This is a genomic window from Streptomyces phaeochromogenes (genome assembly GCF_001418655.1).
GTDB classification, from domain to species: Bacteria; Actinomycetota; Actinomycetes; order Streptomycetales; family Streptomycetaceae; genus Streptomyces; species Streptomyces phaeochromogenes.
In genome coordinates, this window is record NZ_LIQZ01000176.1 from 19,245 (window position 1) to 32,492 (window position 13,248).

A 13,248-nucleotide genomic window follows, 5' to 3' on the forward strand; every position below is an offset into this window, starting at 1 on the left:
GGTCACCCCGCGGAGCTGAAGGCGTCGTTCATCTTCTTCGCCGCGTCCTTCGAGGCCGCGTCCACGCTCTTACGCCCGCTGACGACCTCCTGGAACATCGTCGGCAGTACGAGGGACGCGTCGATCTGGGACCAGGCCGGCGAGGCCGGGACGAACTTGGCGCCCGCGCCGAGGGTCTTCACGAAGGGCGCGACGAACGGCTCGCGCTTCGCGACGTCCTGGCGTACGTCCGTGAACGTCGGCAGGAAGCCCATCGCGTCGAAGAGCGCGTCCTGCGACTTCTTCGAGGCGAGCTGCTCCATCAGGTCGACGGCGAGCGTGCGGTGCGAGGTGCTGTTCAGCACGCCGAGGTTGTTGCCGCCCGCGAACGCGGGAGCGATCTCACCGGACTTCACACCGGGCAGCGGCACGACCGCGTACTTGCCCTTGACCTTCCCGGCCTCGATCGCCGCGTGGCTGAAGTCGCCGCCGATCGCCATGCCCGCCTTGCCGGAGGCGAACGCGGTGACGGTGTCGTTGCCGCCCATGCCCGCGCACTTGGCGGCCGGACAGTTGTCGTCGCCGAACAGCGAGGTGTACGCCTTGATGCCCTTCTGGGCGTCCGTGCTGTCGATGGTCGAGGCGTACGAGCCGCCCTTGCCCTCGGCGATCTCGCCGCCGTTGGACCAGATGAACGGCATCGCGCCGTACGTGTAGGCGCCGCCGACCGCGAGTCCGTACAGCTCCGGCTTCGCCTGCCGGATCGCCTTGGCGGTGCTGATCAACTCGGCCTGGGTCTTGGGTACTTCGAGGTTGAGCTCCTCGAACACGTCCGTGCGGTAGTAGAGGGCGCGGACGCCGACGAAGTACGGGGCGCCGTAGATCTTGCCGTCGACCGTGACGGACTGCTTGGCGGTCGGGTCGGTGTCCTTGGACTCGCTCCAGTCCGTGAACTCCTTGGTGACGTCGGCGAGTCCGCCGTCCTTGACGTAACCGGCCGTGTCGGTGTTCCCGTACTCGATGAGGTCGGGCGCGCTCTTGGGGTCGTTGAAGGCGGCCTTGATCTTCTCGGCGCGGGTCTCGACGGGGATGTACTGGACGTCGACCTTCGTGCCCTTGTGGGCCTTCTCGAAGGCGGCGACGACACCGTCGACCACCTTCTCCTTCGGTGCGGTGTCGACCTCCTGGAAGAGCCACACCCGCAGGGTGCCGCTCTTCTCGTCCTTGCCCCCGGAGTTGTCGGAGGACTCGGGGGCACAGGCGGTGGCCGTGAGCCCGGCGACGACAAGCGCGGCTATCGGGGCGGCCATTCGGGCAGAGAGTTTCGAGAGCTTCACGGGGCGTCCTCCGGGGGAGCGCGTTGCAGCACGTGCAATGGTGGTTTTGCGCTGCACAACACGTCGGAGGCTATGGACTACATGAACATGGCCACAAGAGGTCTCAACCACTCTGTGACCACTCGAAGCACTCCGTGCAACGAGTGCACCATGCACGGGCAGTACAAAGGCCCCGGAAGCGCCCAAAGAGCACATCCGGGGCCCACGCTCACTGCAAACCCGTCCACCCGGCGAAGGGTTGGACCACCGACAAGGCACCACTGCTCCCGGCGCCCCGCACCGGGCGGGAAGTCACCGGGGGCGCGCAGGGGGCGCTACTTGTCGCCGCCGCCCTTGCCCTCGTCGCCGCCGGCGCCCATGGACTCGTAGATCTCCTTGCACATGGGACACACGGGGTACTTCTTCGGGTCGCGGCCCGGCACCCACACCTTGCCGCAGAGCGCCACGACGGGCGTGCCGTCCAGCGCGCTCGCCATGATCTTGTCCTTCTGGACGTAGTGGGCGAAGCGCTCGTGGTCCCCGTCGCCGTGCGACGTCTGCGGCGTCGGCTCTACGAGGGTTCCCGTCCCAGTGCCTCGCTGGGGCTGGGTCTCAGGCTCAAGAGTGCTCATAGACGCAAGAGTACTGAAGCCGCGGGGCATCAGTTGAGCGAAGGGTCGTCCGGGTACGTGGCCACCATCGCCAGCTCGTTGCGCTGGCGGCGCAGCACCTCGCGCCACAGCCGTTCCGGAGAGGGCGAGGAGACGTCTCCGGGCTCCGACTCCACCACGTACCAGGCGCCCTCGCCGAGCTCGTCCTCCAGCTGGCCGGGGCCCCAGCCCGCGTACCCGGCGAAGATCCGGAGCGAACCGAGGGCCGAGGCGAGCAGCTCCGGCGGGGCCTCCAGGTCCACGAGCCCGATCGCCCCGTGCACCCGGCGCCAGCCCAGCGGAGCCCGCTCCCCCGACGCGCCCCCCGGGATCACCGCCACACCGAGCGCGGAGTCGAGCGAGACCGGGCCGCCCTGGAAGACCACGCCGGGCTCGCCCGCGAGATCCGCCCAGCCCGAGAGGATGTCGCTCACATCCACCGGTGTGGGGCGGTTGAGGACGACACCCAGGGAGCCCTCCTCGTCGTGGTCGAGGAGGAGCACCACCGCACGGTCGAAGTTCGGGTCCGCCAGGGCGGGCGTGGCCACGAGCAGCCGCCCTGTGAGCGAGGACACCTCGGTCATGCGAGACATGATCCCGCATCTTCCCCGTGCAGGGGGAGGCAATACCCGTACCCGGGTGAATGCAGCTCAGGGCGTACAGATGCAGGTGGAGCGCACGCCCTCGCCGGTGACCCCGTGTGTCCGTTTAGGAGCGGTTCGTGTTGTGGCAAAGCTATGACGTCCCTGGGGCGCCCTTGGGCTTACTGAAGGGGGGTAGGCGGCCATTACGCTTGCTTCTTCGCCCCTGCCCAATCAACCGGAACGCGAGATACATGACCGTCAACGGCTCAGACGACGTACTCCTTGTCCACGGCGGAACCCCGCTGGAGGGCGAGATCCGTGTCCGCGGTGCGAAGAACCTCGTACCGAAGGCCATGGTCGCCGCGCTGCTCGGTAGTGCTCCGAGCCGACTGCGCAACGTCCCCGACATCCGTGATGTGCGGGTCGTGCGCGGGCTGCTGCAGCTGCACGGTGTGACGGTCCGTCCGGGCGAGGAGCCGGGCGAGCTCGTCATGGACCCGTCGCACGTGGAGAGCGCGAACGTCGCGGACATCGACGCGCACGCGGGCTCGTCGCGTATCCCGATCCTCCTGTGCGGTCCGCTCCTGCACCGCCTCGGGCACGCGTTCATCCCGGGCCTGGGCGGCTGCGACATCGGCGGCCGGCCGATCGACTTCCATTTCGAGGTGCTGCGGCAGTTCGGCGCGACGATCGAGAAGCGCGCGGACGGCCAGTACCTGGAGGCTCCGCAGCGGCTGCGCGGCACGAAGATCACGCTGCCGTACCCGTCCGTGGGCGCGACCGAGCAGGTGCTGCTGACGGCCGTCCTCGCGGAGGGCGTGACGGAGCTGTCGAACGCGGCCGTGGAGCCGGAGATCGAGGACCTGATCTGCGTTCTGCAGAAAATGGGCGCGATCATCGCGATGGACACCGACCGCACCATCCGTGTCACCGGTGTCGACAAGCTCGGCGGCTACACCCACGCGGCCCTGCCGGACCGCCTGGAGGCCGCCTCGTGGGCTTCCGCGGCCCTGGCGACCGAAGGCAACATCTATGTCCGCGGCGCCCAGCAGCGCTCGATGATGACGTTCCTGAACACCTACCGGAAGGTGGGCGGTGCCTTCGAGATCGACGACGAGGGCATCCGCTTCTGGCACCCCGGCGGCCAGCTGAAGTCCATCGCGCTGGAGACGGACGTCCACCCGGGCTTCCAGACGGACTGGCAGCAGCCGCTCGTCGTCGCCCTCACACAGGCGACCGGCCTCTCCATCGTTCACGAGACGGTGTACGAGTCCCGTCTCGGCTTCACCTCCGCGCTCAACCAGATGGGCGCACACATCCAGCTCTACCGCGAGTGCCTCGGCGGCTCCCACTGCCGCTTCGGCCAGCGCAACTTCCTCCATTCGGCGGTCGTGTCGGGCCCCACGAAGCTCCAGGGCGCCGACCTGGTCATCCCCGACCTCCGCGGCGGCTTCTCGTACCTCATCGCGGCCCTGGCGGCCCAGGGCACGTCCCGCGTCCACGGCATCGACCTCATCAACCGCGGCTACGAGAACTTCATGGAGAAGCTCGTGGAACTGGGCGCGAAGGTGGAACTGCCGGGCAAGGCGCTCGGGTAGCGAGACTCGGCCCGGCCGGGCGCCATATCCAGCCCGGCCGGCGTTTGAGGCCATTGGTAAGCGCAACAGCGATGGGGCGGCACCCGGAATCCGGGTGCCGCCCCATCGCACTTACTACTGCTACTGCCTACCTACCTGCTACTACCTGCCGAACACCGTCCCGCGAGGTGTAGACGGCAAGGTCACTTGCCCTTGGCGGCTTCCTTGAGCTTGCTGCCCGCGGAGACCTTGACGCTGTAGCCGGCGGGGATCTGGATCGGGTCGCCGGTCTGCGGGTTCCGCGCGGTGCGAGCGGCACGGTGGGTGCGCTCGAAGGTCAGGAAGCCGGGGATGGTGACCTTCTCGTCGCCCTTGGCGACGATCTCACCGACGGTCTCGGCAAAGGCGGCCAGAACGGCGTCGGCGTCCTTGCGGGTCACCTCGGCACGGTCGGCCAGCGCGGCCACCAGCTCACTGCGGTTCATGTTGTTACTCCCGTGTTCTTCTTGCCGTTGAGGCGTGCCACGCGGCGGAGCCGCATATTGGGCACGTCGAAGCCGATGCTGCCAGGTTCCTCGTCGGTCCCCGGACCCGGGTCCGTGGCCGGACCCTCGCGCCCGAAGACGCATCCTGCCCCCACCTGCGGCGGGAAAGCCAATCCGGCACCCCTGGGAGTCACACGAAAAGCGCCACGGCCTCGAATTGGTGACGCTCCGTCGGTTCCCGGCAGCGGACCGCAGGGCCTGAAAGGCCTGGTGGGCCCTCAGGGACTGAGCCATGGCCGCCACCCTAGAGGCGGCCTGACGCCCCACGTCCGGCGACGCGCCGGTACGGGGGCCGGGTGGCAACCGTCACAGTCGCCACCTGGCGGGGAATTTCCCCGCCCTCGCCTCCCCTACCCAGTCCCGCCCGTTTCAGGGGCAGCGCCCCCGAACGCCCGCTCCTGGATCGCCGGACGGGCTGAGGGCTGCGCGGTTCCCCGCGCCCCTGAAGGGGCTCAGGCCGTCGCGCCCGCCGCCTTCGCCGCGGTGCGGACCGCGCCCGCGACGGCGCCCGCGACCTTGTCGTTGAAGACGCTGGGGATGATGTAGTTCGGGTTGAGCTCGTCCTCGGTCACCACGTCCGCCAGGGCGGTTGCGGCAGCAAGCATCATCTCCGTGTTGACCGTGCGGGACTGCGCGTCCAGCAGACCGCGGAAGACACCCGGGAAGACCAGCACGTTGTTGATCTGGTTCGGGAAGTCGGAGCGGCCGGTGGCCACGACGGCCGCGGTCTGGCGGGCGATCGCCGGGTCGACCTCGGGGTCGGGGTTCGCGAGCGCGAACACGATGGCACCCTCGGCCATGGCGGCCACGTCGTCGCCGTCCAGCACGTTCGGGGCCGAGACGCCGATGAAGACGTCCGAGCCGCGCACGGCCTCCTTGAGCGTCCCCGTGACCCCTTCGGGGTTGGTGTTGTCGGCGATCCACCGCAGCGGCGAGTCGGCGGCGGCCTTCACGAGGTCCTCACGGCCCGCGTGCACGACACCGTGGATGTCGGCGACGACGGCGTGCTTGACGCCGGCGGCGATCAGCAGCTTCAGGATGGCCGTACCGGCCGCGCCCGCGCCGGACATGACGACCCGGATGTCACCGATCGCCTTGCCCGCCACGCGCAGCGCGTTCGTGAGGGCCGCGAGCACGACGATCGCCGTGCCGTGCTGGTCGTCGTGGAAGACGGGGATGTCGAGGGCCTCACGCAGACGGGCCTCGATCTCGAAGCAGCGCGGGGCCGAGATGTCCTCGAGGTTGATGCCGGCGAAGCCGGGGGCGATCGCCTTGACGATCGCGACGATCTCGTCGGTGTCCTGGGTGTCCAGGCACAGCGGCCAGGCGTCGATGTCGGCGAAGCGCTTGAAGAGGGCCGCCTTGCCCTCCATGACCGGCATGGCGGCCATCGGGCCGATGTTGCCCAGGCCCAGCACCGCCGAGCCGTCCGTGACGACCGCGACGGTGTTGCGCTTGATGGTCAGACGGCGGGCGTCCTCGGGGTTCTCGGCGATCGCCATGCACACGCGGGCCACGCCCGGGGTGTAGATCATCGAGAGGTCGTCACGGTTGCGGATCGGGTGCTTGGACTGCATCTCGATCTTGCCGCCGAGGTGCATCAGGAACGTACGGTCGGACACCTTGCCGAGCGTCACGTCCTCGATGCCGCGCAGCTGCTCGACGATCTCGTCGGCGTGGGCGGTGGACGTCGCCGCGATGGTGACGTCGATCCGGAGCTTCTCGTGGCCGGAGGCCGTCACGTCGAGGCCCGTCACCGAGCCTCCGTGGGACTCCACGGCCGTGGTGATCTGGGAGACCGCGGTTCCGCTCGCGGGCACCTCCAACCGGACCGTAATCGAGTAGGAGACGCTGGGCGCCGTTGCCATGGCCGACTTCCTCTGCTTTCACCGGGTACTGCGAGCGCTACTGGTTCGCGGGTTTGCCGTCCGATCGTCGCACCTACCGCGGAGTACGTGGTAGCCGCCCTGGATTGCGAACGTTTTGTTCTCAACCAAGGAGAGACCCCTGTCACTGGGTGACAGGGGCCTCTCTTCCCGCTCACGACACGTCGAACGGAACACGTTCAATGACACCGACCCGCCATGCTCGCCTCGCGGCAAGTGGTCGCTCGTAGCGACGAAGGTTGGGCCCGGGGGCTTGGATCGGGCCGGTGTCACACCAACCGTAACAAACGATCCCCGTAAGGCAATTCCCGTACCGGAGGTTCACGGAGAAGGTTCTTCGGACCCGGTCCGGTCCGGCCCGATGGCCGGACCGCGAGCTTGGCCCCGGTCAGTCCCGCAACAGGTCCGGCACCCCGTTCGTGTCCGGTTCGTCGCGGTCGGCCGAGACGACGGTGAGCTGCTGGGTGGCCCGGGTCAGCGCCACGTACAGCACGCGCAGCCCGGCCGGCGACTCGTCGGCGATCTCCGCCGGGGAGACGACCACCGTGGCGTCGTACTCCAGGCCCTTCGCCTCCAGGCTGCCCAGCGCCACCACGCGGTCGCCGAGCCCGGCGAGCCAGCGCGCGGCCTCGGCGCGGCGGTTCATGGCGACGACGACACCGACCGTGCCGTCGACCTGGTCGAGCAGCCGCGCGGCCTCTTCCCGCACCGTCTTGGCCAGGGAGTCCCGTACGGCGGTGAAGCGCGGCCGTACGCCCGTGGAGCGCACCGCGGACGGCGAGGTGGAGCCGGGCATGGCCAGGGCCAGGACCTTGGCGGCGAGCTCGGCGATCTCGGCCGGGTTGCGGTAGTTCACGGTGAGCTCGAAACGGCGGCGCGGGCGTGTGCCGAGGGCCTCGTCACGGGCCTCGGCGGCCTCGTCCGGGTCCGACCAGGAGGACTGGGCGGGGTCGCCGACCACCGTCCACGTGGCGTGCCTGCCGCGGCGGCCGATCATGCGCCACTGCATGGGCGTGAGGTCCTGCGCCTCGTCGACGATGACGTGGGCGTACTCCGTGCGCTCCTGGGCCAGCCGCTCGGCCCGCTCGCGCTGCGTCTCCTCGCGTACGGGCATGAGCTCCTCCAGGCCCGTCAGCTGGTCGAGCGGGTCGAGGTCGCGCTTCCTGCGGGGGCGGGCCGGGGTGCCGAGGATCGCCTGGAGTTCGTCGAGCATGGCCACGTCGTGGACGGAGAGGCCGTCCCGCTTGAGGGAGCGGGCGACCCGCCGGACCTCACCGGGGTTGAGGATCCGCCGCGCCCAGCGACCGAGCCGCTTCTCGTCGGCCATGGCCTCCAGAACGGCACTCGGTGCCAGCTCGGGCCACCAGGCGTCGACGAACTCGATGAAGCTGTCCTCGGAGCTGACGTCCTCGTCGAACGAGGAGCGCAGCTCGGCCGCCAGCTCGGCGTCCGTGTGCCGGGTCCCGGCGCCGGACTGCGCCCAGAGGGCGTCGAGCAGCAGCTTGCGGGCGCGCGGGCGCAGCAGGTTCACGGGGGCGGTCCCGGAGAGCGCGTTCTGGCGGATCCGGTCCAGCTCCGGTGCCTCCAGCTCCAGCCGGCGCCCGAAGGCGACGACACGGAGACGGGTGGTGGACGTGGTGGAGGGAGCCCTCGATTCGTCGTCGAAGCCGTCGGAGTCACCGGAGTCGGCGAAGCCGTCGTCCGGGTCGCCGAACGCGAGCTGACCGGCCGCGCCGTTGTGGCCGTTCCGGCCGTTGCGGCCCGCCTGTCCGTTCCGCCTGCCGCGCGCGGACCCCTGGCCCGGCTCGCCCGGTGCCTCCAGCGCCCCTCGCGCCGCCTTCCGCAGCACCTTGAGCATCCTGTACGAGCCCTTGGCCCGGGCCACCGCCGGCGAGTCGTACAGCGTGGCCTCGGCGCCGTCGACCAGGGAGCCGACCGCGCGGATGGCGACCTGGCCCTCCTCGCCGAGGGACGGCAGGACGCCTTCGGTGTACGCGACCAGCAGGGGCGTGGGCGAGACGATCAGGATGCCGCCCGCGTACCGCCTGCGGTCCTGGTAGAGCAGGTAGGCGGCCCGGTGCAGGGCGACCGCCGTCTTGCCGGTGCCGGGCCCGCCCTCAACGTACGTGACGGATGCGGCGGGGGCCCGGATGACCATGTCCTGCTCGGCCTGGATGGAGGCGACGATGTCCCGCATGGTGTGGCTGCGGGCCTGGCCGAGCGCCGCCATCAGCGCGCCGTCGCCGATCACCGGCAGTTCGCGGCCGGAGAGGGAAGCTTTCAGCTCCGGGCGCATCAGGTCGTCCTCGACCCCGAGGACCCTGCGGCCCTTGGAGCGGATGACCCGGCGGCGTACCACCCGGCCGGGGTCGACCGGTGTGGAGCGGTAGAACGGCGCGGCGGCCGGGGCCCGCCAGTCGATGACCAGCGGCGAGTAGTCCGAGTCCAGGACGCCGATACGGCCGATGTGGAGGGTCTCCGCGATCTCGGCGGTGTTGTCGGGCCGTACCGCGCCCTCGGCGGGTTCCACCGCCGTGTACGCGCCGTCCGGGCCCTTCTTGCCGTCCTTGCCGAGGAGGAGGTCGATCCTTCCGAAGAGGAAGTCCTCGAACTCGTTGTTCAGGCGGTTGAGATGGATCCCCGCCCGGAACACCTGCGCGTCACGCTCCGCGAGTGCTCCGGGTGTACCGACCTGGCCGCGCTGGGCGGCGTCGTTCATCAGGAACTCCGCCTCGTGGATCTTTTCCTCAAGGCGCCGGTACACCCGATCCAGGTGTTCCTGCTCGACTCCGACCTCCTGGTCGCGCACGGAGTCGCCCACCGGATCGAACGCCGTTTCCTGCTGAACCTGAGCCGCCACCGGGCCCCCTTCTGACGTGCATCGCAGCCGTCAACCGTACGCGAAGGGGAGCCCGGGAGGCTACGTTTCCGCTCTTGATCGCCTACACGTCGACCTCGACCAGCTTCTTGCCGGCGAAGGTCATGACCTCGAAGTGGTCGATGTCCTCGGGGTTCATGGCGACGCCACCGTGCACGTAGAGCGGGCTCTTGGCCTGCTCCGTGGTGGCGTTCTTGATGCCGTAGCCCCACTTCGGGACCGCCCAGGTGGTCGCCGTCTCCCGCTCGCCGTTCTTGCCGACGGCGATCAGGGAGCACTTCTCCGGGCCCTTGACGTTCTTCAGCTCCAGGACCGAATGGGTGCCCCAGGCCTTGCCCTCCATGCCCACCACGGCGCTGACCTTGGTGGTCGGGTCCGTGGCCTTGACCTTGTCGGTCATGTGCGTGAAGGCGTCCTTGGCGGGGCTGGCGGACTGCAGGGGCTTGGCCTCCTGGGTCGTCTCGCCGCCGGTGGCCGCGATCGCGACGATGGGGCCGCCGATGATCAGCGAGGCCGCGAGCCCGAAGAAGGCACGCCTGCTTCGCTTGGCGCGGACCCTACGCTCCACGACCTCGCCGACCAGCCGGTCCGCGAGCTGTGGGCTCGGGCGGGCGGCGAGCGACTCGCCTATGGCCGGAGTGCCCTGAGCGGCGGGCAGATCGGCCAGGGCGGCGAGCATCGGCTCCATGCCGGCGAGTTCGTCGAGCTGCTGGCCGCACCACTCGCAGGTCGCGAGGTGAGCCTCGAAGGCGGTGGCTTCGGCGTCGTCGAGGATGCCCAGCGCATACGCACCGACCGTCTCGTGTACATCGCCCTGCCCTTGCGAACTTTGCATGGGTCCAGGACTACCCGTTCCGTATCCCCCGTATGTGCTCATGCCGTCACCCCCCGCTCCTCCAGTGCGAGTTTCATCGAACGCAGGGCATAGAACACCCGTGAGCGCACCGTGCCGCTGGGTATCCCCAGGGTTTCGGCGGCCTCGTTTACGGTACGCCCCTTGAAGTACGTCTCGACCAGTACCTCCCGGTGGGCGGGGGTCAGGTCGTCGAGCGCGTCAGAGAGTGTCATCAGCCACAACGCCTTGTCGATCTCGTCCTCCGCGGGAATGACCTCCAGCGGCGACGGGTCCACCTCCTGCGGCCGGGCCTGCCGGCTGCGGTGCCCGTCGATGACGATGCGCCGAGCGACCGTCACAAGCCAGGGGCGTACCGAACCGGTAGCTCGGTTGAGCTGTCCGGCGTTCTTCCAGGCACGGATGAGCGTCTCCTGTACGACGTCCTCCGCGCGCTGCCGGTCCCCGGCGACCAGCCGCAGCACATAGGCGAGCAGAGGCCCGGCGTGTTCACGGTAGAGCGCACGCATCAGCTCCTCGTCCGGCTCCGAGGGCTGGGACATACGATGTCGGGCCCTCGGCAATCGTTCATCGGCCACGGCGGAATCCTTGCGCACGCCTACCTCCGGTGTCCGGGGGATCCCCCAGTCGGTCGCTCATCCCGGGATACGGGCGCAGGCGCGGCTGTGTTCAAAGTGACGGGCATTCTTTGTGAGGAGAGTGTGGGGAAGTTGGGGGGCTCACCTTCACGGGTGAACTCTAAGCCCGCGCGAGGGCTGCTCTGCGCCGGTGCCTGGCCACGCGTTCGCGGTTCCCGCACACCTCACTGGAGCACCACCTGCGACGACGCCCTCTGGACGTATCCAGGTACACGATGGGGCAGTTGTCTCCCTCACACTGCCTAATGCTCGCGCGGGCGGCCGGATCCGTCAGCAGTTCCACTGTGTCACGGGCGATGGCCGCGAGCAGCGCGGCGGGGTCCGGCGGGCCGTCCAGGGCGCGTACGAGCGAGCCGCCGGGGTCCCACACCGCGTGCGGCACGGGCGGTGCGGTGCGGGCGAGTTCGTTCACGCGGGCAAGCGCGATACCGAAGGGCCGGGAGTCCCGGGAGGGCTCCGCGCGTACCAACTGACCTATATGCCCGCGCAGTTCGCGAAACCCGACGAGCCAGGAGGAATCGACGGGGGCGAGCGGCGTGCCCGCCGGGACGAGTCCGGATCCGGTGATCCAGGCCCGCAACGGCTCCGCCGAGTCGAGCCGTTCCTCGGGGTGGGTGGTCGCCAGGAGATCGAGACAGATCCGTCCGGAGTCGAACCGCAGCTCGTACGAGGCCGTGGCTGTGGCCGTGCCCAGTGCCATGTGCCTGTCACCGCCTTGGGGTTGCCGCCATGCGGGGTCGGTGAGTGGTCGTGAGTGGGGGTACGGGAGGGGGCCGTGCGTGGCCCGTACTCCCTACAGTGCCTTCCCCCGCGCGCGGCGGGAAGCCCCGCGCCGGGCCGTACCCTCCCTCGCGCCGCCCGGCCCTCCCCGGCTGGACGTCCGCTTATGCGGGCGCGCGTCCGAAGCATGTCGTCCGCAGGTGCCTGCCGGTTGACTGAAAGACATGGCAACCACCACAGAGAGCAACAAGGGGCGGCGTTCGACCGCCGGGGGTGTACTGGTCGCGGCCACGGTCGTCACGGGTCTGGTCGCCGGGCTGTTCTACGCGTACGCGAACAACGTGATGCCGGCGCTGGCGCGCAGCGACGACCGCGTGTACATCGAGGTCATCCAGAACATCAACGACGTCATCCAGAACCCGGTGTTCCTCCTGAGCTTCAACGGCGCGCTGCTGCTGACGGCCTTCTCGGCCTGGCAGTTGCGCGGCTCGCCGCGGATCCGGGTGTGGGTGTTCGCGGCACTCGTCGTCTACGCGCTCGCGTTCCTGGTGACCGTCGTCTTCAACATCCCGCTCAACAACGAGATCATGGACGCCGGAGATCCGGCCACGATGACCGATCCGGCCGCGGTGCGCGAGAAGTTCGAGGACCCGTGGGTGGCCTGGAACGTCGTGCGCGCCGTACTGCACATCGTGGCATTCGGCCTGCTGGCGCGGGCTCTGGTGCTGTACGGGCGGCACGGCCGGAGCGGTCGTCAGTCGTCGCCGTACTTGGAGTCGGCCACCGGGTCGAGCGCCAGCCGGTAGCCGCGCTTGACGACGGTCTGGATGAGCTTGGGCGCCCCCAGCGCCGTACGCAGCCGGGCCATCGCGGTCTCCACTGCGTGTTCGTCCTTGCCGGCGCCGGGCAGGGCCCGCAGCAGCTCGGCGCGGGCCACCACCCAGCCGGGGCGCCGGGTCAGCGCGCGCAGCAGCGACATTCCGGCGGGCGGCACGGGCCGCAGCATGTCGTCCACCAGCACGGCGTGCCCCCGGATCTCCACCCGGTGACCGGCGATCGGCAACGTTCGCGCCCGGGACGGCAGTTCCTGACACAGCACCTGTACGAGGGGGCCGAGCCGGAAGCGCTCCGGCTGGACCGTGTCGATACCTCTGGCCTGCAGCGGCAGCGCGGTGACCGGGCCGACGCAGGCGGGCAGCACGTCGTGGTTGAGGGCGGCGAGCAGTTCGGGCAGCAGCCCGCGGTCCTCGGCGCGGCCAAGGAGCGAGGCGGCGGCCGGGGCGCTGGTGAAGGTCAGCGCGTCCACACCGCGGGTGACCGTGGCGTCGAGCAGCCGGTCGACGGGCGCGATGTCCTCCGGCGGCATCCACCGGTACACGGGCACACCGACGACGTCCGCGCCCGCGGCCCGCAGTGACTCGACGAACCCGGGCAGCGGCTCACCGTGCAACTGGACGGCGATCCGGCGCCCTTCGACTCCCTCCTCCAGCAGCCGGTCGAGCACCTCGGCCATGGATTCGGAGGACGGAGACCACTCCTCGGTCAGCCCCTGGGCCCGTATCGAGCCCTTCACCTTCGGTCCGCGGGCGAGCAGCTCGACTCCGCGGACCGAAGGTGAAGGG

General features: G+C 69.9%; 12 protein-coding genes. 2 read left to right on the forward strand and 10 right to left on the reverse strand.

The features are described 5' to 3' along the window. Nucleotides 1–2: 2 nt before the first annotated feature. From AOK17_RS24065 to AOK17_RS24075, 3 genes are all read right to left on the reverse strand, one after another. Nucleotides 3–1,289: an extracellular solute-binding protein gene (locus tag AOK17_RS24065; protein ID WP_055614621.1), complete on the reverse strand. Its 1,287-nt coding sequence runs from the start codon at nucleotides 1,287–1,289 to the stop codon at nucleotides 3–5. A gap of 341 nt (nucleotides 1,290–1,630) precedes the next feature. Continuing rightward, nucleotides 1,631–1,927 carry a DUF3039 domain-containing protein gene (locus tag AOK17_RS24070; RefSeq protein WP_055614622.1) on the reverse strand — a complete coding sequence of 99 codons (297 nt, stop codon included), beginning with the start codon at nucleotides 1,925–1,927 and terminating at the stop codon, nucleotides 1,631–1,633. 29 nt (nucleotides 1,928–1,956) lie between these two features. Further along, nucleotides 1,957–2,529, reverse strand: a complete 573-nt coding sequence (locus AOK17_RS24075; RefSeq protein WP_055614623.1) for a YqgE/AlgH family protein — start codon at nucleotides 2,527–2,529, stop codon at nucleotides 1,957–1,959. A 251-nt stretch (nucleotides 2,530–2,780) separates the two neighbouring features. Here AOK17_RS24075 and murA point away from each other — a divergent pair, with 251 nt between their 5' ends. Further along, entirely contained in the window at nucleotides 2,781–4,127 is a 1,347-nt protein-coding gene (gene murA / locus AOK17_RS24080) for a UDP-N-acetylglucosamine 1-carboxyvinyltransferase (RefSeq protein WP_055614624.1), read from the forward strand. A gap of 182 nt (nucleotides 4,128–4,309) precedes the next feature. On the opposite strand, the gene AOK17_RS24085 is transcribed toward murA, so the two are convergent. The 6 genes from AOK17_RS24085 to AOK17_RS24110 all read right to left on the reverse strand — a co-directional run bounded on the left by AOK17_RS24085 (nucleotide 4,310) and on the right by AOK17_RS24110 (nucleotide 11,606). Continuing rightward, nucleotides 4,310–4,591 (reverse strand): HU family DNA-binding protein, encoded by a 282-nt coding sequence (locus tag AOK17_RS24085; RefSeq protein ID WP_007382399.1) that lies wholly within the window; start codon nucleotides 4,589–4,591, stop codon nucleotides 4,310–4,312. Nucleotides 4,592–5,103: 512 nt separating this feature from the next. Continuing rightward, entirely contained in the window at nucleotides 5,104–6,519 is a 1,416-nt protein-coding gene (locus AOK17_RS24090; protein WP_055614625.1) for an NAD-dependent malic enzyme, read from the reverse strand. Between the two features lie 406 nt (nucleotides 6,520–6,925). Then, nucleotides 6,926–9,397 (reverse strand): HelD family protein, encoded by a 2,472-nt coding sequence (locus AOK17_RS24095; RefSeq protein WP_055614626.1) that lies wholly within the window; start codon nucleotides 9,395–9,397, stop codon nucleotides 6,926–6,928. Nucleotides 9,398–9,479: 82 nt separating this feature from the next. Next, nucleotides 9,480–10,250, reverse strand: a complete 771-nt coding sequence (locus AOK17_RS24100; RefSeq protein WP_055614627.1) for a zf-HC2 domain-containing protein — start codon at nucleotides 10,248–10,250, stop codon at nucleotides 9,480–9,482. Between the two features lie 38 nt (nucleotides 10,251–10,288). Continuing rightward, on the reverse strand, nucleotides 10,289–10,810 hold the full coding sequence (locus tag AOK17_RS24105) for a sigma-70 family RNA polymerase sigma factor (protein WP_010039908.1): 522 nt from the start codon (nucleotides 10,808–10,810) through the stop codon (nucleotides 10,289–10,291). Between the two features lie 196 nt (nucleotides 10,811–11,006). After that, the gene (locus tag AOK17_RS24110; RefSeq protein WP_055614628.1) at nucleotides 11,007–11,606 is read right to left on the reverse strand and encodes a CGNR zinc finger domain-containing protein; all 600 of its coding nucleotides are present in this window, start codon (nucleotides 11,604–11,606) and stop codon (nucleotides 11,007–11,009) included. Between the two features lie 244 nt (nucleotides 11,607–11,850). Between AOK17_RS24110 and AOK17_RS24115 the strand changes: the two genes are divergently transcribed. After that, nucleotides 11,851–12,432: an anthrone oxygenase family protein gene (locus AOK17_RS24115; RefSeq protein WP_055614629.1), complete on the forward strand. Its 582-nt coding sequence runs from the start codon at nucleotides 11,851–11,853 to the stop codon at nucleotides 12,430–12,432. On the opposite strand, the gene AOK17_RS24120 is transcribed toward AOK17_RS24115, so the two are convergent. After that, nucleotides 12,381–13,248, reverse strand: an 868-nt coding sequence (locus tag AOK17_RS24120; protein ID WP_055614633.1) for a uroporphyrinogen-III synthase, incomplete at its 5' end; no start/stop codon positions are given. The two genes, AOK17_RS24115 and AOK17_RS24120, sit on opposite strands and share 52 nt — an antisense overlap.

Bases quoted from the DNA above. Each gene is read 5' to 3' on its own strand.
- AOK17_RS24100 (WP_055614627.1), bottom strand. From the start codon at position 10,250: ATGCAAAGTTCGCAAGGGCAGGGCGATGTACACGAGACGGTCGGTGCG.
- murA (WP_055614624.1), top strand. From the start codon at position 2,781: ATGACCGTCAACGGCTCAGACGACGTACTCCTTGTCCACGGCGGAACC.
- AOK17_RS24090 (WP_055614625.1), bottom strand. From the start codon at position 6,519: ATGGCAACGGCGCCCAGCGTCTCCTACTCGATTACGGTCCGGTTGGAG.
- AOK17_RS24085 (WP_007382399.1), bottom strand. From the start codon at position 4,591: ATGAACCGCAGTGAGCTGGTGGCCGCGCTGGCCGACCGTGCCGAGGTG.
- AOK17_RS24075 (WP_055614623.1), bottom strand. From the start codon at position 2,529: ATGACCGAGGTGTCCTCGCTCACAGGGCGGCTGCTCGTGGCCACGCCC.
- AOK17_RS24065 (WP_055614621.1), bottom strand. From the start codon at position 1,289: ATGGCCGCCCCGATAGCCGCGCTTGTCGTCGCCGGGCTCACGGCCACC.
- AOK17_RS24110 (WP_055614628.1), bottom strand. From the start codon at position 11,606: ATGGCACTGGGCACGGCCACAGCCACGGCCTCGTACGAGCTGCGGTTC.
- AOK17_RS24115 (WP_055614629.1), top strand. From the start codon at position 11,851: ATGGCAACCACCACAGAGAGCAACAAGGGGCGGCGTTCGACCGCCGGG.
- AOK17_RS24105 (WP_010039908.1), bottom strand. From the start codon at position 10,810: ATGTCCCAGCCCTCGGAGCCGGACGAGGAGCTGATGCGTGCGCTCTAC.
- AOK17_RS24070 (WP_055614622.1), bottom strand. From the start codon at position 1,927: ATGAGCACTCTTGAGCCTGAGACCCAGCCCCAGCGAGGCACTGGGACG.